24 protein-coding genes are annotated in these 18,481 nt (G+C 49.5%); 9 read left to right on the forward strand and 15 right to left on the reverse strand.

Annotated elements, in window-relative coordinates; translation table 11 throughout:
• The first annotated feature begins 10 nt into the window (after positions 1-10).
• Together ACTJJS_RS10240 and ACTJJS_RS10245 are read left to right on the forward strand one after the other, a co-directional pair.
• The gene (locus ACTJJS_RS10240; RefSeq protein WP_168872836.1) at positions 11-778 is read left to right on the forward strand and encodes an ABC transporter ATP-binding protein; all 768 of its coding nucleotides are present in this window, start codon (positions 11-13) and stop codon (positions 776-778) included.
• Positions 778-1,545, forward strand: coding sequence for an ABC transporter permease (locus tag ACTJJS_RS10245; RefSeq protein ID WP_440663601.1), 768 nt, complete (start codon positions 778-780; stop codon positions 1,543-1,545). The genes ACTJJS_RS10240 and ACTJJS_RS10245 overlap by 1 nt, the downstream gene beginning before the upstream one ends.
• A 70-nt stretch (positions 1,546-1,615) precedes the next feature.
• On the opposite strand, the gene ACTJJS_RS10250 is transcribed toward ACTJJS_RS10245, so the two are convergent.
• The 4 genes from ACTJJS_RS10250 to ACTJJS_RS10265 all read right to left on the reverse strand — a co-directional run bounded on the left by ACTJJS_RS10250 (position 1,616) and on the right by ACTJJS_RS10265 (position 5,689).
• The gene (locus ACTJJS_RS10250) at positions 1,616-2,065 is read right to left on the reverse strand and encodes an SRPBCC family protein (protein WP_168872838.1); all 450 of its coding nucleotides are present in this window, start codon (positions 2,063-2,065) and stop codon (positions 1,616-1,618) included.
• A 258-nt stretch (positions 2,066-2,323) separates the two neighbouring features.
• A complete protein-coding gene (locus ACTJJS_RS10255; protein ID WP_440663602.1) occupies positions 2,324-3,640 on the reverse strand; it encodes a hypothetical protein in 1,317 nt (438 codons plus the stop codon).
• Between the two features lie 55 nt (positions 3,641-3,695).
• On the reverse strand, positions 3,696-5,087 hold the full coding sequence (locus ACTJJS_RS10260; protein ID WP_440663603.1) for an aminopeptidase P family protein: 1,392 nt from the start codon (positions 5,085-5,087) through the stop codon (positions 3,696-3,698).
• Positions 5,088-5,260: 173 nt separating this feature from the next.
• Positions 5,261-5,689, reverse strand: coding sequence for a DUF2147 domain-containing protein (locus ACTJJS_RS10265; RefSeq protein WP_440663604.1), 429 nt, complete (start codon positions 5,687-5,689; stop codon positions 5,261-5,263).
• 177 nt (positions 5,690-5,866) lie between these two features.
• On the opposite strand from ACTJJS_RS10265, the gene ACTJJS_RS10270 reads away from it, so the two are divergent.
• A complete protein-coding gene (locus tag ACTJJS_RS10270; RefSeq protein WP_168872842.1) occupies positions 5,867-6,607 on the forward strand; it encodes an acyl-CoA desaturase in 741 nt (246 codons plus the stop codon).
• A gap of 114 nt (positions 6,608-6,721) precedes the next feature.
• Here ACTJJS_RS10270 and ACTJJS_RS10275 read toward each other — a convergent pair whose 3' ends face one another.
• The 4 genes from ACTJJS_RS10275 to ACTJJS_RS10290 form a co-directional block, all read right to left on the reverse strand.
• The gene (locus ACTJJS_RS10275) at positions 6,722-7,108 is read right to left on the reverse strand and encodes a cold-shock protein (RefSeq protein WP_440663606.1); all 387 of its coding nucleotides are present in this window, start codon (positions 7,106-7,108) and stop codon (positions 6,722-6,724) included.
• A gap of 174 nt (positions 7,109-7,282) precedes the next feature.
• Positions 7,283-7,558: an RNA recognition motif domain-containing protein gene (locus ACTJJS_RS10280; protein ID WP_168872844.1), complete on the reverse strand. Its 276-nt coding sequence runs from the start codon at positions 7,556-7,558 to the stop codon at positions 7,283-7,285.
• A gap of 232 nt (positions 7,559-7,790) precedes the next feature.
• Complete coding sequence (locus tag ACTJJS_RS10285) at positions 7,791-9,302, reverse strand: aminotransferase class V-fold PLP-dependent enzyme (RefSeq protein WP_440663607.1); 1,512 nt, start codon at positions 9,300-9,302, stop codon at positions 7,791-7,793.
• A gap of 2 nt (positions 9,303-9,304) precedes the next feature.
• The gene (locus tag ACTJJS_RS10290) at positions 9,305-9,967 is read right to left on the reverse strand and encodes a DUF4395 domain-containing protein (protein ID WP_440663608.1); all 663 of its coding nucleotides are present in this window, start codon (positions 9,965-9,967) and stop codon (positions 9,305-9,307) included.
• Positions 9,968-10,162: 195 nt separating this feature from the next.
• Here ACTJJS_RS10290 and ACTJJS_RS10295 point away from each other — a divergent pair, with 195 nt between their 5' ends.
• The 4 genes from ACTJJS_RS10295 (at position 10,163) to ACTJJS_RS10310 (ending at position 13,397) form a co-directional block, all read left to right on the forward strand.
• Positions 10,163-11,200, forward strand: coding sequence for a sensor histidine kinase (locus ACTJJS_RS10295; protein WP_440663609.1), 1,038 nt, complete (start codon positions 10,163-10,165; stop codon positions 11,198-11,200).
• Positions 11,193-11,870 carry a LytR/AlgR family response regulator transcription factor gene (locus ACTJJS_RS10300; protein ID WP_440663610.1) on the forward strand — a complete coding sequence of 226 codons (678 nt, stop codon included), beginning with the start codon at positions 11,193-11,195 and terminating at the stop codon, positions 11,868-11,870. The genes ACTJJS_RS10295 and ACTJJS_RS10300 overlap by 8 nt, the downstream gene beginning before the upstream one ends.
• A 153-nt stretch (positions 11,871-12,023) precedes the next feature.
• Positions 12,024-12,626, forward strand: a complete 603-nt coding sequence (locus ACTJJS_RS10305; protein ID WP_440663611.1) for a hypothetical protein — start codon at positions 12,024-12,026, stop codon at positions 12,624-12,626.
• Between the two features lie 12 nt (positions 12,627-12,638).
• Positions 12,639-13,397 (forward strand): leucine-rich repeat domain-containing protein, encoded by a 759-nt coding sequence (locus ACTJJS_RS10310; RefSeq protein ID WP_440663612.1) that lies wholly within the window; start codon positions 12,639-12,641, stop codon positions 13,395-13,397.
• A gap of 8 nt (positions 13,398-13,405) precedes the next feature.
• On the opposite strand, the gene ACTJJS_RS10315 is transcribed toward ACTJJS_RS10310, so the two are convergent.
• Positions 13,406-13,798, reverse strand: a complete 393-nt coding sequence (locus tag ACTJJS_RS10315; protein WP_440663613.1) for a RidA family protein — start codon at positions 13,796-13,798, stop codon at positions 13,406-13,408.
• Between the two features lie 103 nt (positions 13,799-13,901).
• Positions 13,902-14,471: a Crp/Fnr family transcriptional regulator gene (locus tag ACTJJS_RS10320; RefSeq protein ID WP_440663614.1), complete on the reverse strand. Its 570-nt coding sequence runs from the start codon at positions 14,469-14,471 to the stop codon at positions 13,902-13,904.
• Between the two features lie 140 nt (positions 14,472-14,611).
• Here ACTJJS_RS10320 and ACTJJS_RS10325 point away from each other — a divergent pair, with 140 nt between their 5' ends.
• Complete coding sequence (locus ACTJJS_RS10325) at positions 14,612-14,779, forward strand: class I lanthipeptide (protein ID WP_168872852.1); 168 nt, start codon at positions 14,612-14,614, stop codon at positions 14,777-14,779.
• Positions 14,780-14,829: 50 nt separating this feature from the next.
• Here the strand turns inward: ACTJJS_RS10325 and ACTJJS_RS10330 are convergent, their stop codons facing one another.
• From ACTJJS_RS10330 to ACTJJS_RS10345, 4 genes are all read right to left on the reverse strand, one after another.
• Entirely contained in the window at positions 14,830-15,276 is a 447-nt protein-coding gene (locus tag ACTJJS_RS10330; RefSeq protein WP_168872853.1) for a GNAT family N-acetyltransferase, read from the reverse strand.
• A 36-nt stretch (positions 15,277-15,312) separates the two neighbouring features.
• Complete coding sequence (locus ACTJJS_RS10335) at positions 15,313-16,053, reverse strand: YggS family pyridoxal phosphate-dependent enzyme (RefSeq protein ID WP_440663615.1); 741 nt, start codon at positions 16,051-16,053, stop codon at positions 15,313-15,315.
• A complete protein-coding gene (locus ACTJJS_RS10340) occupies positions 16,050-16,772 on the reverse strand; it encodes an AAA family ATPase (RefSeq protein ID WP_440663617.1) in 723 nt (240 codons plus the stop codon). The genes ACTJJS_RS10335 and ACTJJS_RS10340 overlap by 4 nt, the downstream gene beginning before the upstream one ends.
• Positions 16,773-16,838: 66 nt before the next feature.
• Positions 16,839-17,069, reverse strand: a complete 231-nt coding sequence (locus ACTJJS_RS10345) for a thioredoxin family protein (protein ID WP_168872856.1) — start codon at positions 17,067-17,069, stop codon at positions 16,839-16,841.
• 139 nt (positions 17,070-17,208) lie between these two features.
• Here ACTJJS_RS10345 and ACTJJS_RS10350 point away from each other — a divergent pair, with 139 nt between their 5' ends.
• Positions 17,209-17,886 carry a class I SAM-dependent methyltransferase gene (locus tag ACTJJS_RS10350; RefSeq protein WP_440663618.1) on the forward strand — a complete coding sequence of 226 codons (678 nt, stop codon included), beginning with the start codon at positions 17,209-17,211 and terminating at the stop codon, positions 17,884-17,886.
• Here ACTJJS_RS10350 and ACTJJS_RS10355 read toward each other — a convergent pair.
• Positions 17,883-18,428, reverse strand: a complete 546-nt coding sequence (locus tag ACTJJS_RS10355) for a hypothetical protein (protein ID WP_440663619.1) — start codon at positions 18,426-18,428, stop codon at positions 17,883-17,885. The genes ACTJJS_RS10350 and ACTJJS_RS10355 overlap by 4 nt on opposite strands.
• Positions 18,429-18,481: the final 53 nt, after the last annotated feature.

The raw sequence follows: 18,481 nt of genomic DNA on the forward strand, positions 1-18,481 counted from the left end.
AACAAGTAACATGTCTCAAAATGGAATCGCTATCTCTGTAAAGGGATTAAAAAAATCGTACAAAGACCTTCCGGTACTCACGGGCGTGGATTTCGAGGTGAAGAAGGGGAGTATTTTCGCACTGCTGGGCACTAACGGTGCCGGCAAAACGACGATCGTCCGGATATTGGCCACGCTGCTTCAGCACGACAGCGGCCAGGTTATCGTCAACGGGTTTGATGTAGTATCACAGCCCGGCCACGTGCGGCAGTCTATCAGTCTGACCGGCCAGTTCGCTGCAGTGGACGAGATATTGACAGGACGGGAAAACCTGATGATGATGGCCCGGCTGCGGCATCTTCCGCATCCCGACCTGATCGTGGACGACCTGCTGCAACGCTTCGGCCTCTCCGATGCGGCCCATCGCCGGGCGTCAGCCTATTCCGGTGGTATGCGCCGCCGGCTGGATATCGCTATGAGCCTGGTGGGCAATTCCTCCGTGATATTCCTCGATGAGCCCACCACCGGCCTGGACCCTGAAGGCCGCATAGAGGTATGGAAGATCATCGAAGAACTGGCTGGCAGCGGCACTACCGTATTCCTCACCACGCAGTACCTGGAAGAAGCTGAACAGCTGGCCGACAGGATCGCCATTCTGCACAAAGGCAGGATCATTGTGAACGGTACGCTGGGAGAACTGAAAAAGCTGTTCCCGCCGGCGAAAGTGGAATACATTGAAAAACAGCCCACGCTGGAAGAAATCTTTCTGTCAATTATTGGCCAAAAAACTGAAATATAATGGAAGCCGTAAAAAACTACTATCTCTCGGACATGAGCGTGATGCTCGGACGTTCCCTGCGTCATGTTTTTCGCAGCATGGATACCATCATCACGGTAACAATCATGCCTATCGCCATGATGCTGCTGTTTGTGTATGTACTGGGCGGTGCCATTCAAACGGGCACTGACAACTATGTGAATTATTTGTTGCCGGGCATACTGCTGATCGCCGTGGCTAACAGTATCGGCTATGTGTCTTTCCGGTTGTTTACCGATGTGCAACGCGGCATATTTGAACGTTTCAACTCCATGCCGATTGCGCGCTCTGCAGCGTTGTGGGGGCATGTGCTGACGTCACTGGTGTCTAACGTTATTTCTGTGACGGTCATCGTGCTGGTCGCGTTGCTGATGGGTTTTCGTTCTCCCGCGGGCGTGCTGTCATGGCTGGCGGTGGGCGGTATCCTTGCTATGTTCACGCTGGCATTGACCTGGGTGGCGGCGATAGCGGGTTTGTCCGCGAAATCGGTGGATGGTGCGAGTGCCATTGCTTATCCTATTCACTTTCTGCCGCTGGTCAGTTCTGCATTTGTGCCCACTAAAACGATGCCGGCAGGCGTCCGTGCATTTGCGGAGAACCAGCCATTGACGCCAATGGTGGAAGCCATCCGCGCATTGTTGTCCGGGCAGCCTGTGGGTGGGGAAATCTGGCTGGCGCTGGCGTGGTGCCTCGGTATTATGCTTGTGGCTTATGCGTTTGCCATGCGGGTATACAGGAAGCGGGCGTAAGCTACATAACGAAAGCCACATAAATCACAGGATTGATGCGGCTTTGGTGTTGTCAATACTTTTATGAAAATCATGCGTCCGGTATCTCCGGCTCTACTAATTTCGCCAGTTTCTCCAGTGACTCCTGCCAGCCAAGGTAACACATCTCTACAGGAATGACGGCAGGAATTCCTTCCTGGGTAATTTTTATTTCTGTGCCGGCTATCGTTTTCCGGAGGGAGACGGTGGTGGTCATTTCTCCCGGCAAATTGGGATCTTCAAATTTATCCGAATATTTTATCAGCTCACCAGGCTTCAGCTCCAGGTATGTTCCTCCAAAAGAGTGACCATTGCCGGTAGAGAAGTTATGGAATGACGCCCTGTGTTTGCCACCTACTTTCACGTCCATTTCATGGACAGTGCAGAGAAAACCGTAGGGAGGCAGCCAGGCTGCAAGGGCCAGTGGTTGAGTGAAAGCGCGGTATACTTTCTCAGGAGTTGTCTTAAGGACTCTGTGTAGTGAAACAGTATTGTCTGACATAAGATATTTTTTTGTATCCTACTCATCTGGCTTTTCGGTCCCGCCCGTTTTTTTGAATGGTGGCTGCTCCATTTTTGCTGTTTGATATCAACACAACAAAGATGCTAAGAAGATTGCATTTGGAGGGAGGCAGCATAAGACAATTTAGCGGGCTGATTGCGACATAATTTTATTTTAAGGACCATCTTTGCGCAATCATAAAAAAGTCCCTTGCAGACGGTCGCTGCAAGGGACTTTTTTTATGATATCTGAATAATATTATTTAGCAGCTCCTGCTTTGATCAGGTCAGCCGGGGTGATCTGGTTGCTCAGCAGATAACCGAAAGCTTCCCATCTTTTCTCCGGTTGTCCGGCGGGGCTTTTCGCATCGATATAGTTTTTGATCAGCTCCTGTCCATAATTGTAGTTGATCACATAACTGCGGTTTTTGCGGATGAACTGTAATCCTTTTTCCGCCGCTTCCTGGTTGAGCAGGGTATAATTCAGCAACCACTGCACGGCGGTGGAATCATTCATGGTGCCATTGAGCATGCCCCTGGCCACTTCATTGCGTGCGTAATTGAGGCGGCCTTTGATGTCCAGTGCCTTGAAATAAGTGGTGATGCCGGTGGTGTCGAGACCTGCCAGCGGCAGCAGCACATTCTTCGTGTAGGTGGTTTTCTCCTCACCGGGGAAAGCCAGTTCAATGCCGTAGTTGGCGCTGCCTTCTGCAATCAGCGACTGTGGGCTGAAAAGCGGGTACAGCGAAATTTCCGTCCATCCTTTATCATGGTACAGGTTTTTTTCCAGCAGCATATTGTACACATGGTGACCGGGATAACCTTCGTGGCAGCCGAGGTCTATCGCTTTTTCAATAAAAATCCGGAGGTCTGCGCTCACCTGGATGAGGCTCTGGTATTTTCCCTTGTACCAGTTGTAACCCATCCAGGGTTTGCCGCTGACATATTCCAGCGTGAAGCTCTCCGTGGAAGGAAGATCATAATGCTGCAAAGTACGTTTGCGCGCTTCGGCGATAGCTGTTTTAAAAACGGTGTCCAGCCTGTCCGCCGGGATAACGAAGTGGTTGGCCAGTTGCTGAAAGCGTGGTGCTACAGGGCCTTTGCCGGGCAGCAGGCTGTCCAGTTCTGCGATGAGGGCACGGTAGTGTTCTTCCGGGTACACAGGCGCCACGGCCCCGAACAATTCTTTGGATTCCTCATCAAACGCTTCGTGTTCACCGGAGAATATCCGGATACGGCGTCCGAAAGCGGTGAGCTGTTGGGTGATCCAGTTGGCACGCACTCGCAGCGTATCGTTGCTGGTGGTGCCGGCAATGTCATGCAATGCTTTTTGGAGTGTCGCTACTTCAGCGAGGAAACTGTCTTTCGGAAAGACGTCCTTTTTAGCGGCGGGTTTCAGCGAATCCGGCCCGTAGTAGGCGTCTACAAAATCCGGGTCATACTGACCGATGTTCAGCCCCAGGCGCACGTATTGCTGTGCGAGCCGGTCAAGTTGCTGTCTGGCGGTATCCTTTTCTTTGCCTGTGTTGCAGGCGAACAATACTAAAAGCGGCAGCAGCCACAAAGTGTTTTTCATGTATAAGCGTGTATTTAAACGTAGCCTGCGGTCTAGGGCTTCAGCCCTGGGATCTTTATAAAGAAGCGATCAATTCTTCGATTTCAGTAGCTGTTTTAGCGAACGGACGGCCAAGAATGCGGCTGCCGGTGGCTGTTATCAGGAAATTGTCTTCCAGCCGCACGCCGCCAAAATCATTGTAGGCGGCCAGTTTATCGTAGCAGATAAAATCGCGGTGTTTGTCTTCGGCTTCCCAGGCGGCGTTGAGCAGGGGATTGAAGTAGATGCCGGGTTCTATCGTGAAAACAAAACCTTCTTCCAGCTCACGGCCGAGGCGGAGCGACTTTAATCCGAACTCCGTGCTTTTCTTCAGGGTATCTGTATAACCAACGTATTCCTCGCCCAAACCTTCCATATCATGAATGTCCAGTCCCAGCATATGTCCGAGGCCACAGGGGAAGAAGAGGGCATGTGCGCCCGCTGCTACGGCTTCTTTGGCATTGCCTTTCATGAGGCCGAGGGAGATCAGCCCGGCTGCCAGCTGTTCGCAGGCCAGCAGGTGAACATCTTTAAACCGGATGCCTGGTCTTACGGCATCGGCGGCAGCTTTATAGGCGTTGTATACGATATCGTAGACTTCCCGTTGCGCCGTGCTGAATTTTTTATTGACAGGATGGGTACGGGTAAGGTCGCCGGCATACCGCATCGCGTTTTCTGCGCCACAGTCGCAGAGCACCAGCTGACCGTCACGGAAAGCTGTTTTGTGCGGGTGGTTGTGCAGGAACTGGCCATTGGCCGTCAATATAACGGGAAAGGATATATTACCGCCGGCAGCGATGGCCACGGCCTGCAGGCGGCCGGCGATCTCTGTTTCTGTCACCCCCGCAGCGGCCAGTTCCATGGCTTTCAGCTGCATGTCTATGGTGGTGTTCACGGCGGTCTCTATCTGTGCTATCTCTTCAGCTGTTTTAATGGCACGCTGGCTGATGACTGCTTTTATCAACGGAACGGATACACGCTGTGCTACCGTTGCCGCAGGAATGCCCAGCCAGGCGGAGAGCTTCAGGGTGTGTTCCGGCCGGTAGGGTGGCAGAAAATGGACCGGGCGTTGTTGTTGTACGGCCTGCGCCAGAAAATCCCCCAGCTGCGATAGTGGCCTTATGTCTGTCAGTCCCGCCCGGGCGGCGTCTGCTGCCAGTGAGTCCACTGGGCCGGTCCACATGATCTCTTCCACTGTGGCTTCGTTGCCAAATAATATCTCCCGGTTATGATCGATGTCCAGCACAAAGGTGAGCCCCGGCCTGTCAAGGCCGGTGAAATACAGGATGGTGCTGTCCTGCCGGAAAGGATAGATATTGTCCCGGTAGTTCATGCCGCTGTCGTCGTTGCCGGGCAATAAAATAATACCGCTGCCCATATCAGCCTGCAGCCTGGCCCTTCTGTTGATATAAGTTTCTTTTGAAAACACGTCGTGATGATTTTAAGCGCGTTAAAAATAAACAACAAATGCGGACGATCTATAAATGGGTTAAAATGGGCACAGAGTAGGTTAATAATTGCAAAACGGGGAGATAACAATGGACCTGGTATTTATCTGCCCCGGTTGAATAAGACGGGGGCAGATAATGATAATTTCGTATGTCAGGGCCTGGTGAATATGGCCGTCCTGCCTAACAGCGGCGTGCCAATGTAACCTCTGAGCTCCAGCTTATCGCCTTTCAGCGTCATAATGCTGCTGTACGTCTTGCCGCTTTTGGGATCGTACACTTCACCATCTACCCATTTCCCTTTTTCAAATTTGAAATTGGTCAGTATCACCATGTTCATGACCGGCCGTTCCCGCAGTTTGGCATCTTTGTTTTTGGAGTCTTTCCGGGGTGTTTTTCCATCGGCCTCATATGGCTCTTTCATCCATATCAGTTTACCATAATATTTTCCGGAAGACTCATAGATTTCCACTTTACCGTCTTTTTCCGGGTTAAGCCACTGTCCGTTGATAGCGCCGGCAACTTGCGAAAATCCTGTCAGACTGGCCATACATAGCCCTAATACCAATGTCAATAGTTTCATATTGCTAATCTTTGCTGTACGAAAATAAATACCTTGTTTGATTGAAGATAGCTATTTACCGTTTTCTTAACAACTAAAGGGCTATATTTACCATCTTACTCACCGGATAGCGTTTTATACTTTCATTTATTCTACAGGCATATTTGAGATTTATTCCCGCTTCAAAAAATTTCAAATATGGTCATCATTATTTTTTTTGCTGCCAGCTGGTATCTTTCTTTATTCTCCCAGACTTTTTTTCAGCACCGATATGCCGCTCATGGCGCATTTACCATGAATAAAGGCTGGGAACGGTTTTTCTTTATATTTACCTATATCACGCAAGGATCGTCCTATATGAGCCCCAGGGCTTACGGGGTTATGCACAGATTGCATCACGCGCACACAGATACAGAGCTGGATCCGCATTCACCTTCCTACTCGTCAAATATATTTTCGATGATGTGGGATACCAGAACGGTATATCAACAGGTGCTTCATGGTAAAATGGAAGTCGAGCCGCGGTACACAAGAAACCTCCCGGAGTGGGGCTGGTTTGACCGGTTTGCCAACAGCGCCCTTTCCCGGCTGCTCTGGGTAGCGGCTTATGTGCTGTTTTTTATCGTATTTGCCACAAATCCGTACCAGTACCTGCTTTTACCAATTATAGTAACGATGGGCGCCTTCCACGGAGCGATAGTGAACTGGTTTGCGCACAAATATGGTTATATCAATTTCAAGCTACGAAACACCGCCATGAACCTGTTGTTCGTGGATGTGTTAATGTTGGGTGAATCTTACCACAATAACCACCATAAGCATCCGTCTTCTGTGAATTTCGGTCGGCGCTGGTTTGAGGTAGACCCGGTGTACTATGTTATCCGCCTGTTGTCTTTTTTAAAAGTTATCAGGCTGAGTCATCAGCCCAAAGCTTGCTAAAAATACCAAAGCTTGTTAAAATACAGAGGCCAGTTGACAACATGAATGCTAATCAGCATATTGTTGTCAGCTGGCCTTTGCTAAGCTCAGTATATTTTAGTGGAAACTGATGGGTCAGAAAGAATTTTTAGGTTCGGGACCGGCTTTTTTAACCGCGGTGGCATTATAGCCCTTTGCGTTTCTCTCCCGTACAAAAGACACTTTGTCTCTCTCTTTTACAGGTTCAGCTACATCGTTAACATGAAAGAATATACTTTCCCTGGACTTATCATCCGTAATAAACCCAAATCCTTTGGTGGTATTGAAAAAATTAATGACACCCGTTCTGATGGGATCTTCCGGAGGCCGGGGCGTAGCGCCTATGAGGATATCATTTGAGTCTATCGGGACTTTTCTGGTTTCTTTCGGGGGAAACGAACTGAGATTGCCATTCTCATCTACATAGGCGAGCATGTCTTCCAGGCTCTTACCTTTGTTATTGTTCGTTTTCCGGTCCTGCATTTTTTGTGCTTTGTCTTGCTTTGCTTTATTTTTTTTGTTTCTGTTTTCTTTTTTTGAAAAAGAATCACCCATAGTTGCTGATTTAAGTTAATCGCATGATCGCGTAGTTATCCCCCAGATTATTGTGTCTAATCTGGGGGCGAAAATTTATTTGAAAAGAAATGTGGCTGAGGATTAATACCTGGACCTTGAAAAGCGTTCCCGCTCTACTCTTGGCCTGGCTTCATTAACAACAATAGACTGTGAGTCGATAGCGGTGCCGTTCAGATCTCTGATAGCACGTTCTGCCTCAGCATCAACGGGCATTTCCACAAAAGCGAAGCCTCTGGAACGGCCGGTATAATTGTCTGTAACTATTTTGCAATTGCGTACAATGCCAAATGGGGAAAACTGGGCGGTTAAGTGTTGTTCAGTTGTCTGGCTGCTTAAATTGCCAACAAAAATGTTCATGAGCGTAAATTTAAAATATGAGGAATATGGCGGCTGGAAAAGCGAAGACTGAGGAAGAAAAGATGTGATCCAGACTAAGTCAGAAGAAGCTGCAGGCAGGAGCCTTGTAATTTGGTAAAGATAAGCTTTAAAATCAACAAACGAGAGATTATTTATAAACGGAGCTGCCTTCCGGCTGTCAGCAGCTATAGGCTGCGGTTGCCTGTCGGAGGGCCAAAGGAAAAAAGGGTAATCAGCTCCCTGTGTTAAACCAGCCCAATACCTGTTGCTGTGGCGATTTTTCAACTATTCCTTTAAAATGATATTCATTGGAGGAAGCATCGTAGTGATAGTCGCTGCTCCATTCCTTTACATGGAAAATGGTGGTTTCAATGGCGTCCAGTATATAATGTACCTCCTGATCGGTCATGGTAGGGTGAACGGACAGCCTCACCCAGCCGGGTTTATGGGAGAGGTCCCCGGAAAGGATGGACTGCCGGATGGCGTGAGACCGCTCCCTGTCTACCTGAAGCAGCATATGGCCATAGGCACCTGCGCAGGAACATCCGCCGCGCAGCTGGATGCCGAACCGGTCATTGAGCAGCCGTACGATCAGGTTGTAATGTACCCCCGTCACAATAAAGGAGACGATCCCCAGCCGGTGTACGGCCCGTGGCTCCAACACCTGCAACTGCGGTATCCGTGCCAGCCGTGGGAGAATAATGTCCAGCAGCGCTGCTTCCCGCTGCCGGATGTAACGCACCTGCATGTTTTCTTTCAGCCGGATGCACATCGCCGCTTTGATGCCCTGCAGAAAAGGCGGTGTGCCGCCGTCTTCCCGTTGCGCGATATCGGCAGTATAGTCGTGACCGTGCCATGGGTTCGTATAGTCTACGGTGCCGCCGCCGGGATGATCTGGGACAGCGTTATGGTAAAGTTTTTTGTTAAAAATCAATATGCCTGGCGTCCCTGGCCCGCCCAGGAATTTGTGTGGGGAAAAATAGACCGCGTCCAGGCTGGCGCCGGCATCTTCGGGATGCAGGTTGATATCACAGTAAGGCGCTGCGCACGCGAAGTCCACGAAACACCAGCCGCCGTAGCGGTGTGCCAGTTTCGCGATGTCGTGATAAGGCGTCAGGATGCCGGTCACATTGGACGCGGCGGTGACAGCAGCGATCTTAACAGGACGGTCTTTGTACCGCTCCAACAGCGCGCTGAAATATTGCAGGTCCACGTTGCCATCTGTATCGTGCCCGATGATTTCCACGGTGGCGACAGTTTCCAGCCAGCTCACCTGATTGCTGTGGTGCTCCATATGGGTGACAAATACAACCGGCCGTTGTGTTTCATGCCGTAGTGCGCAGTGCAGGTAGTCTGCAGCGCGGCCGGGCACCCGCAGGCCCAGTATCCGTTGTAACTTGTTGACAGCGCCGGTCATGCCGCTGCCGCAGAAAAGCAGGATATCTTCTTCCGTGGCGTTGACATGTGTTTTGATGATATTTTTCGCTGCTTCATACGCTTCAGACATGTACGTGCCGGTGATAGTGGTATGGGTATGGGTATTGCCTGTAAAGGGCAGTACCTGTTGCCGCAGCATATCTTCGATAGGCCCATAGGCACGCCCGCTGGCGGTCCAGTCGGCATAGACGATTCTTTTTTTGCCAAAAGGGGAATGAAAAACCTGCTGAAGACCGATAGTATGACGGCGGTAAACAGCGAAATAGTCTTCCAGCCGGCTTTCGCAGGGCAGGGGATAAGATGCCATGACTACTTTGTTTTAGTCGTTTCGGAGAATTTGAACATGGCATGCGGCGCTTTGCTGAAATGCCGGTGCACGAAAAACGATGCCAGTACCGGCAACGCGATGAACAATGCCAGCATGGCCAGCTGACCGGCAGATACTTTCTGGATGGCCTGCCGGTGCTGTGGTCCACATACTTCACCGGGACAATGCTGCACGGCTTTCTTAAAGAAAAGCGGATAGGCAAGGCATCCCAGGCAGATGCCAAAGGCTGCCTCAAAAAAGAGGAAACAAAGGCAAATAAAGCATACCAGGGCGGTGATAGGGCTGTAGGCATTGACAATCAGGAAAAGATAAAACATGGTGGCCGACAGTACGATGCCGATGCTCCAGGCAAACCGCTTCTGTGGCGCGCCTACATATTCAGGTACCTGGTTGCGGACAATCAATCGCCCTAAAATCAGGGTAGGAGCAAACCGCGGACTGATAAACACCCGTATCAGCAGATCAAGCAGGAAAAGGGAGATGACGTATTTGAGCATCACAAAGCTACCGTCAAAAAGAATAAACATCAGGGAGGTATAAGTGGCGAGGAAGAGAATACCTGCTGCGGCCCTGATCTCCCGCTCATTTAACACGGGAATATCATAACCATCTACTTTTTCGCCGAATTGGATAAACTTGTTCATGTTTGTTAAGGTTGAAGGGTAATTGTTTGGTATTGGGTTGCCGGCGATATAAAATTAGGAAGCGGGCGCCGTTGCCATGGCGTGCTGTCAACGAACAGCAGGTTACGGTAAACAAACGACGGGGTTGCGTCAAGTAGGGTGAGTAATTAGGAGATAGGGAAATAATTATCGACATTTATCCTGCTTAACAACAAGATGAAAAGATTTTCAGACATACGGCGCTATGAGCTGTACCGCTGGCTGCTCCCTGCTTTCTGGCTGTTGAACCTATTGCAGGACCTGGTAGAAGGCGCCGGCAACTTCCCGCTGCGGGCGGTGAACGAAACGTGGCTGGCCCTTTATATATCTGTGATCAATTACCGGTTGCTGGAACATGCCTTGCCAAAACTAAGCTGGAAACGCGCGGGATACGGTTTCTTGGTGTTGTTGTCCTATCTTTTCGCCTATTCCATCGGGCTGTTCCTGTGGCGCGCGTTCGGCGTCACCCTGCATATATTTACACCCCTGGGCAATCCTATTCCCATACAGGACAGGTTGGGCGCACTGGTGGGCTACAGCGTGGCGGCAGTGGCGTTCTTTGCCATCATCAGGCATCTTTACAACTACATCAAACTAAAACAACATGCGCAACAGCTGCGTATTGTGAGCCAGCAGGCGGAGCTGAATTACCTGAAATCGCAGACCAATCCTCATTTTTTGTTCAATACGCTGAATAATATCTATTCGCTGGCGCGCGATAAATCGGACCTGGCGCCGGAATCCATTCTCCGGTTGTCGAAGATGCTACGGTATATGCTATACGAAACCGGAGAGCCGTATATCGCTGTTGAAAAAGACCTGAAGATTATTGATGATTATATCGCGTTGGAGAAGTTGCGTTATGATGATTCCCTCCGGGTGAATTTTAACCACGACCTGGAAGATATGAAGCAGGCATTGCCTCCGTTACTGCTCATTCCGCTGGTGGAAAATGCGTTTAAACACGGAGCATCTGAAACAAGAGAGCGCCCTTTTGTAGATATCCATCTCTCCATCAAAAACAGGCAATTGTTTTTTGTGGTAAAAAACTCCACAGGAGAGCCGGCAGGCGATGGCAGCTGCAATACACAGATCGGCCTTTCTAACCTCCGGCGGCAGCTGGAATTGCTCTACACGGATTATCACCTCGATATACAAAGGGGCGACTATATATTCACCGCCACGTTGAAAATCAATCTTTCAAGCCATGTCTAAAATCAAATGTATTGTCATAGAAGACGAGCCGCTGGCAGCGAAAGTGCTCACTGACTATATCTCGCAGGTGCCTTTCCTGGAACTGCAAAAAGTGTTTAAAGACGCGCTGCTGGCATCGGACTTCCTGTTGCAGCAGCACACGGACCTGATGTTCCTGGATATTCACCTGCCCAGGCTGAAAGGCATGGCCTTTCTGAAGACGCTCGCAGACCCGCCGGCGGTGATCGTTACCACGGCCTATCACCAGTATGCAGTGGAGGGTTTTAACCTCAACGTGACAGACTACCTGCTGAAACCTTTTGAGTTTGAACGGTTCCTGACTGCCGTGAATAAAGTAAGGGCAGAGCAAAAGAAATCTTCCGGCGAAGAGCGGGATTTTATTTTCGTCACTGTGCAAAAACGCAGGGTGCGTATACCGTTTTCAGAAATATTGTATGTAGAAAGCCAACGGGAATACATCCGTATTGTGACCACCAAACAGGAATATATTTCCAAAATGGGCACCAGTGAGATAGAAGAGCTATTGCCGGCGCGCACTTTCAAGCGGGTACACCGCTCTTTTATTGTGTCTGTCAACAAAATTGAATCTTATACCGCAGAAGAGATCGTCATGCATGGGGTTTCCATTCCGATAGGGCGAGGGTATAAAGATGTGATCGATGAACTGTGACCGGAGAAAGCATACTGGTTTTCCGGTATAAAAAATACACATCTTATAGGTATTGGTACAGCCCGCAACTGTGCTCAGTTTTGTAATTGACATCATCCGGTAATATTTTTCTGAACACGTCACCGGTTATTGATCAATTCAAATAGAGAAGTTATGCATTGTTGTATCCGGCAGGCCTTGATAGTGGCGGGTCTCCTGGTGGCCGGCGTTTCCGGCGTGTCTGCTCAAAAAGCACCTGAATACATTTACCCCACCGCTGCATTTAATGAGGCGGAAGTGGCCAGCCAGATGGAAGATGGCAAGTCCACGATCCTGGGACTGGCCAAACTGAAAAAGAAAGGACGGACCTATTACCCCTGGCAGGGCGACCGTATCCAGTTATACCCGGTGACCCCTTACCTGACCGAATTCCTCGAACTACAGAAAAAGTACCGTAAGGGTAAAAAGGTGGCTACCATGAGCAATACCGTGTTCAGCTATCACATCGAAGGAAGGGTGATAGATGAAAACGGGCATTTCGAGTTCAGGGACCTGAAGCCAGGCAAGTACTATATCGTAACCTGGATAGACTATGAGAAGAGTTATGATTACAAAGTGCAAACCGGCAGGGAAACGGCACTGAATGGCTACGGAGAAATATTATATTCCGTACCTACCTACACCTGGTACACCCACAAATATGCGGTAGAACAGGAAGTGTCCGGTATCGTAGACGTAACCAGCGACGGCAAAATGTCGGCGGTAATCTCCAATTAGTAAAACAATATCATGAAAAAAAGCTTCATCCATCTCACTATATGCCTGTTGTTGACGGTCCAGGCGGCCTCGGCCCAAAACGTCAAAATGCGCGACGAGAATTTCAAAAAAGCACTCATCGAACAAGGGGTGGACCTGAACGATGACGGCGAAATCCAGTTATCAGAAGCCCTCAAGGTCACGAAACTGTATGTCAACAAGTTCCATATAAACAACCTGTATGGCATCAAAAGTTTCGCTAACCTGGAGGAATTCGGTTTTTATGACAACGAGATCAGGGACGCTGATTTATCCGGGATGACCAAATTACGGGTGGTCTATGGCTGGAACAACCAGCTGCAAAGCCTTAACGTGAAAGGCTGCACGAACCTGGTAACGCTCTATGCGCCGTACAACAAGCTCTCGGTCATAGACCTGGGCGGCCTGCCCAAACTGAAAGAGCTTCAACTGCACAACAACACGCTGAACGTGGTGGACGTAGGCGGGCACCCGTTGCTGGAAGAGTGCCAGTTGAACGACAACATGATGACCGCCTTCCGCTTTAAAGGCTCCAATGCCATAAAAAAACTACGGCTGGACAACAACCTGCTGGAAGAGCTGAATGCCACGCCATTAAAGGACCTGGAGGAATTGAGCGTATACAAAAACAGGCCCATGACCGTATTGAAAATCTATGGCCTGCGGAAGCTGAAAGAGCTGAGCGCTGATTTTTGTTCGCTGAACAACCTCAATATGAGCGGGACTGTCAGCCTGACTAAATTTACCTGGTGATATTATTCCTACCTGACCACGGTGGCTTCAAACTCTATGCTCAACGTCTCAAAGAGCGCTTTCACTTCCGTTAGCGTCAGCGCAGTCTGTATCCCGTGTTTGGCTACCCAATCCTTGTAATCATCAAAGCAGGTATTCACAAACGTTTCAGAAGAGGTGGTGTAAACAGTGAGGCGTACGATGCCGCTGCAGGTGTATCCAGCCTGGTGGATCACCTGTTCGAGGTTTTGAAGGGCAATATGCAGCTGTGTTTGCATGTCTGCGGTGGATGACGTGCCATCGGGCAGCACGGCCGCCTGGCCGGCGCAATAAAGTGTACTGGTTACCTGCTTCACTTCAACAGCCTGCGCATAACCGCGTTCATCCTGCCATTTCCACGGATTAATGATTCGTTTCTCCATTGTAATAGTTTGATTTTAAAAAAAATATGCCCTGCAAAGGTGGGCAGGATAGCATTCTTTTCGTGTGACAAACCTCACTATTTTGAAACGGCTGAAAATATGGTTAAGAAGTATGTCCCAGTCTGCTGAGTGTTTCGCGGGACACGCCCAGGTAAGAGGCCAGCAGGGTTTTAGGCACTCTTTGCAGCAGTGCCGGATACCGCTGTAGCAGCTGCTCATAGCGTTGTTTGGCGTTGGAGGTCAGGAAAGACAAGATGCGCCGCTGTGAACCAATATGGCCGCCGTTGGCTTTCTGCAGGAAAAAGTGTTCCATCTTTTGCAGACCGGCGCAGAGTTTTTGGTAGTTTTCCAGGGTAAGGCAGTATACTTCCGTGTCTTCCAGGCATTGGAGCGACATGCCGGCTTTTGTTTGCTTAAAATAAGCCTCATAGTCGCTTTCCCACCAGTCTTCCATCGCAAAGGACACAATGTGTTGTTTCCCTGAATCATCGTGGTAAATCAGGGTCAAGAGCCCTGAAACAACAAAATAGGAATACCGGACACTTTCACCCGTCTGGAACAGGAATTCCTTTTTTTTGAGGCTTTTAACGGTGAAATGGGAATGCACAAATGCAAACTCTTCGTCAGTAAGGGGGACTATTTTTTCTATATGTTGCCTCAGCTTTTCCTGCATGTATGAAAGATAGGATGAGCCCCAAAGTTAACAGTATCCCGGTCAGCGGAAAAATCCCTTTTTTACGGGATACGGTGGCGAAGAATTAAGGTGTACTTTGATGGAACAATTGTTTCTCTAACGCCTCAAATAGAAAAGCCATGAAAAAGAAAATGCATTTGCAAAAGCTCGTTTTAAGCAAAAAAATTGTTGCGCGATTGAGCACGCCGCAAACCGGTGATGTGGCCGGCCGCAGGATTTCTGATCCGTTGACGGAAAATCCCTGCGACCCTGTGCACAGCATGTTGCTTTGCACGCGTGCCTGCTAAAAAGAAAATTAATACCGGGGTAAAAGCATTACCCCGGTATTTTCATCAAACTAGGCTTTCCACCAGTTGTAATAATTGTGTTCATTGTCCACTTCAAATCCTGTTCTGGGGTACAGCTGATTGCCGATAACGTTGGTTTTCTCTGTTTCCAACAGCAGGCCGCAGGCATTGGTTTCATCACAGAAGGCTTTGCAGCGGTCGATGATCATCACGGAAAGACCGCGGCCTCTGTAATTGGGGTCAACAAAGAGATCGCTCAACAGCCACTGGCGCTCGAGTTTTTTGTAGTGAAAGAGGGAGTAGAGCTGGGCAAACCCTACAGCTTTGCCATCTACCAGGGCCAGGAAAGTGTCTGATTCCCCATTGGCGATCCTTTCCCGTAAGAAATTTTTCCCCTTTTCAAGGTCGGATGGCTGGCGGTAAAAGATGCGGTAATTGTTGAATAATTCCGCGAATTCATCGAGATGCTCCATCCCTGCTTTGACAATTTGTACCATTTCTTATGATTTAGTGTTTGAGTTATCAGTCATGTATTATCTTACCGCTATCGACTCATTCCAGTAGTAACCGTCAGGGGTGGGTCTTTGGCCAAATACGGCCGTGCCTACACGAACAATGGTGGCACCTTCTTCAATAGCCGTTTCCAGATCACCGCTCATACCCATGGAAAGCTCCTCCATGGCTACGCGGGGAATAGCGGCGGCAGTGATCTGCTGCTGCAATGATTTCAGCAGGCGGAAACACTGCCTTACTTTGTCCGTTTCCGCGCTTAACAGCCCGATGGTCATCAGTCCTTTTATATGCAGGGTACTCAGGCGGGATACCTGTTCCACCAGTTGCAGCGCGCCTTCGGGAGAAATGCCGAATTTGCTTTCTTCGCCGGAAGTGTTTACCTGTATCAGCACGTCCAACTGTTTGTTTTCTGAAAGCAGCCGCTGATGCAGTTTTTCGGCCAGTTCCAGGCGGTCCATCGATTGTACACAAGTCACCTCATATTTCAGGATATCTTTGATTTTGTTGGTTTGCAGATGTCCGATGAAATGATTTTCATGGGGGAAGGTTTTTAAGGCCTCGTATTTTTCTTTCAGCTCCTGTACCTTGTTTTCTGCCATCAACGTATGCCCGGTGAGCAGGGCGGTTTTGATCCGTTCTGCGGGAACGGTTTTGGTGGCCAGCAGCAGTTTAACGCTGCCGGTGCCCCGCTGACTGTTGATACAGGCCTGTTGTATCCTGCTGTTTATTTTTTGGAGATTGTTTATTATTTCGTCGTTCATACGTCCACTTTTGGAGCTGTTGCCTCCAGGTGTGCGATCAGTGCGGCTTTTACCTGGGTGAAAACCTCATCCCTGGCTTCGGCGAAGGAGATGCCTGTTTTCCGTTGTATATGCCGCATGTGCTCCGGAAAGCGGGACAACAGCGAGTCATAATAGGTGTTTAATTCTGCAGGGGAAGGCATCTCAAACGGGATGTTGAGCTGAAACCTTCTGATCAGCGCTTTGTCAATTATATCCACATGGTTGGTAGCGCAGAGCAGCAGCGCTTTTTCCGGGAAGTAGTCGATCAGCTGGATGAGCGTATTGACGAGGCGTCTCATTTCCCCTACGTCGCGGTCGTCGTTCCCGCGGGCTTTGCCGATCTGGTCAAACTCATCTAAAAATAATACCGCTTTTTCGCGTGCGGCCTTGTCAAACACTGCTTTAATATTCTGCGAGGTTTCACCGATGCGGGCGCAGATGATATTGCTGAGATTGAGGATGAACAGCGGTTTCCCCAGGGCATGGGCGATTGCCTTGGCCGTGGTGGTTTTGCCGCAGCCGGAAGCGCCGTGCAGCAGTATTTTATTATTGACCGGCAGACCGAACTGCTGTAGTTCTTCCACGTAATAATGTTCTTTGATCAGCTGTCCGATGGCTTTCCGTTTTTCTTCATGTAGGAACACATCTTCCAGCCGGGTGGTTTCTTTGTCCGTAATAATCAGATCGTAAATATTCATGGCGGCTAAAGCAGTTTTTATGTTGGGAAATACTCCTGATGGCGCCGGGACCATCAGGAGTTTTTATTACTTCAGATCGTCGATAGACGCCCCAAAGTTAATGTGTAGCACGTTCCCGTTAGCCAACACCAGCGCCGGAACGGATTTTACACCTGCTGCCGCTGCTTTCCCGATTCCTGCCTTGTCCGTGCCCAGGTGGACAACTTCCACCTGCTCTTTCGGAATCAGGTTTAAAATATCTTGTTCTGCGCTAATGCATACAGGACAACCTGCGTGATAAAAAACTGCCTTTTCCATGATGTTCGGATTGTGTTGATTGCATAATTGCGACCCAAAGGTACCGGCCTGCCGGATGATACAGGTGGTCCAGATTCCACAAATAGGGGTGGTCCAGTTTTGAAAAAAGGTTAACTTGAGGATGCTAAATCTACCCAATATGAGTCAGGCCAATCCTATTATCGCTTCCTGGCATGCCAATGCAGACCAATGGATCGCTACCATCGATCATGGTGAAATAGAATCAAGGATGCTCGTCACCAACGAGGCGATTGTCCGCACGGTGACAGGTTACCCGCTGACTTCTGTGCTGGACATCGGCTGCGGTGAAGGGTGGCTCACCCGCGCGCTGCAGCACAAGGGCCTGCAAGCCGCCGGCGTAGACACCGTGGCGGCGCTGATAGACAACGCAAGGGAGAAAGGCGGCGGCAGCTACGCCGTGGCCAGCTTCCACGACATCGCCACCGGCGTTTATACAGTACACAAAAAGTTCGATGCGGCGGTCATTAATTTTGCGCTGCTGGACCAGGCGGATACGGAAGCATTGTTGCAAAACATCCATCGTGTGGTGACAGACAGTGGACTGGTGTTCATCCAAACACTGCACCCGCTGGTGATTGCCCGGCAGGAACCTTATGTTTCGGGATGGAAGGAGGGCAGCTGGAATGGCATGAAACGGGAGTTCGTACAGCCCTACCAGTGGTATTTCAGAACGATGGAAGACTGGATACGGCTGTTTACAGACGCGGGCCTGACGCTGAAACAACTGGTGGAACCGCTACATCCGGATACGCAAGCCCCTGTGTCGGTGATATTTGTATTGCAGGTACCGGCTTAGAAAAAGATATCGTCCCTGTTGCAGTGCCATTTCGGGCCCTGTGCCGGCCGTATACAAGTCCCCATGTAATATTTGTTTTTCACAATCGGGCTATAGGTGACCCTTCCCCATTTTCTGATTTTCGTAACGAGCTGTCCGTCGCCATAAACCAATTGCCTGGTCTCATCTGCCTTTTTGCATTTAGGACAAATAGTTTTACCGGTGCTGTCTGTCCCTGTGGGTGCCGGAACAGGAATGGTGAGCTGCATGGTGTCCGGGGTGTCAGTCAGTTCAACATGCTGAAGGTACATATCAGTGCCCATACCGAGCCCTGTATAGTGAATATCCACCTGTTTAGGTATACCGTCCGGGAAAGTATAGGTAAATGTCCCTTGTGCGGTAATGTTGCTCCTGCCAATAATCTTTCCTTTACTTTTCACGACGACCTGAGAAAAGGTGTGGTCATAATCCCAAGACTTATCGGCCATGAGACGGCCGGAAATCACTTTTTTACCGGGTGGCGTTGGCAGGAACAGGAGTATAAACAGGAGGCGGTAGATCATATTTCAAATTTACCGAATAATTCTACTGCCAGCGTAGCAAAATAACGGGAATA

This window comes from Chitinophaga sp. 22308, from assembly GCF_052045305.1.
Lineage (GTDB): Bacteria > Bacteroidota > Bacteroidia > Chitinophagales > Chitinophagaceae > Chitinophaga > Chitinophaga varians_A.

Excerpts from the sequence above, each read along its gene's own strand:
- ACTJJS_RS10240 (WP_168872836.1), top strand. The coding sequence starts at position 11 with ATGTCTCAAAATGGAATCGCTATCTCTGTAAAGGGATTAAAAAAATCG.
- ACTJJS_RS10245 (WP_440663601.1), top strand. The coding sequence starts at position 778 with ATGGAAGCCGTAAAAAACTACTATCTCTCGGACATGAGCGTGATGCTC.
- ACTJJS_RS10250 (WP_168872838.1), bottom strand. The coding sequence starts at position 2,065 with ATGTCAGACAATACTGTTTCACTACACAGAGTCCTTAAGACAACTCCT.
- ACTJJS_RS10255 (WP_440663602.1), bottom strand. The coding sequence starts at position 3,640 with ATGAAAAACACTTTGTGGCTGCTGCCGCTTTTAGTATTGTTCGCCTGC.
- ACTJJS_RS10265 (WP_440663604.1), bottom strand. The coding sequence starts at position 5,689 with ATGAAACTATTGACATTGGTATTAGGGCTATGTATGGCCAGTCTGACA.
- ACTJJS_RS10270 (WP_168872842.1), top strand. The coding sequence starts at position 5,867 with ATGGTCATCATTATTTTTTTTGCTGCCAGCTGGTATCTTTCTTTATTC.
- ACTJJS_RS10275 (WP_440663606.1), bottom strand. The coding sequence starts at position 7,108 with ATGCAGGACCGGAAAACGAACAATAACAAAGGTAAGAGCCTGGAAGAC.
- ACTJJS_RS10280 (WP_168872844.1), bottom strand. The coding sequence starts at position 7,558 with ATGAACATTTTTGTTGGCAATTTAAGCAGCCAGACAACTGAACAACAC.
- ACTJJS_RS10285 (WP_440663607.1), bottom strand. The coding sequence starts at position 9,302 with ATGGCATCTTATCCCCTGCCCTGCGAAAGCCGGCTGGAAGACTATTTC.
- ACTJJS_RS10290 (WP_440663608.1), bottom strand. The coding sequence starts at position 9,967 with ATGAACAAGTTTATCCAATTCGGCGAAAAAGTAGATGGTTATGATATT.
- ACTJJS_RS10295 (WP_440663609.1), top strand. The coding sequence starts at position 10,163 with ATGAAAAGATTTTCAGACATACGGCGCTATGAGCTGTACCGCTGGCTG.
- ACTJJS_RS10300 (WP_440663610.1), top strand. The coding sequence starts at position 11,193 with ATGTCTAAAATCAAATGTATTGTCATAGAAGACGAGCCGCTGGCAGCG.
- ACTJJS_RS10305 (WP_440663611.1), top strand. The coding sequence starts at position 12,024 with ATGCATTGTTGTATCCGGCAGGCCTTGATAGTGGCGGGTCTCCTGGTG.
- ACTJJS_RS10310 (WP_440663612.1), top strand. The coding sequence starts at position 12,639 with ATGAAAAAAAGCTTCATCCATCTCACTATATGCCTGTTGTTGACGGTC.
- ACTJJS_RS10315 (WP_440663613.1), bottom strand. The coding sequence starts at position 13,798 with ATGGAGAAACGAATCATTAATCCGTGGAAATGGCAGGATGAACGCGGT.
- ACTJJS_RS10320 (WP_440663614.1), bottom strand. The coding sequence starts at position 14,471 with ATGCAGGAAAAGCTGAGGCAACATATAGAAAAAATAGTCCCCCTTACT.
- ACTJJS_RS10325 (WP_168872852.1), top strand. The coding sequence starts at position 14,612 with ATGAAAAAGAAAATGCATTTGCAAAAGCTCGTTTTAAGCAAAAAAATT.
- ACTJJS_RS10330 (WP_168872853.1), bottom strand. The coding sequence starts at position 15,276 with ATGGTACAAATTGTCAAAGCAGGGATGGAGCATCTCGATGAATTCGCG.
- ACTJJS_RS10335 (WP_440663615.1), bottom strand. The coding sequence starts at position 16,053 with ATGAACGACGAAATAATAAACAATCTCCAAAAAATAAACAGCAGGATA.
- ACTJJS_RS10340 (WP_440663617.1), bottom strand. The coding sequence starts at position 16,772 with ATGAATATTTACGATCTGATTATTACGGACAAAGAAACCACCCGGCTG.
- ACTJJS_RS10345 (WP_168872856.1), bottom strand. The coding sequence starts at position 17,069 with ATGGAAAAGGCAGTTTTTTATCACGCAGGTTGTCCTGTATGCATTAGC.
- ACTJJS_RS10350 (WP_440663618.1), top strand. The coding sequence starts at position 17,209 with ATGAGTCAGGCCAATCCTATTATCGCTTCCTGGCATGCCAATGCAGAC.
- ACTJJS_RS10355 (WP_440663619.1), bottom strand. The coding sequence starts at position 18,428 with ATGATCTACCGCCTCCTGTTTATACTCCTGTTCCTGCCAACGCCACCC.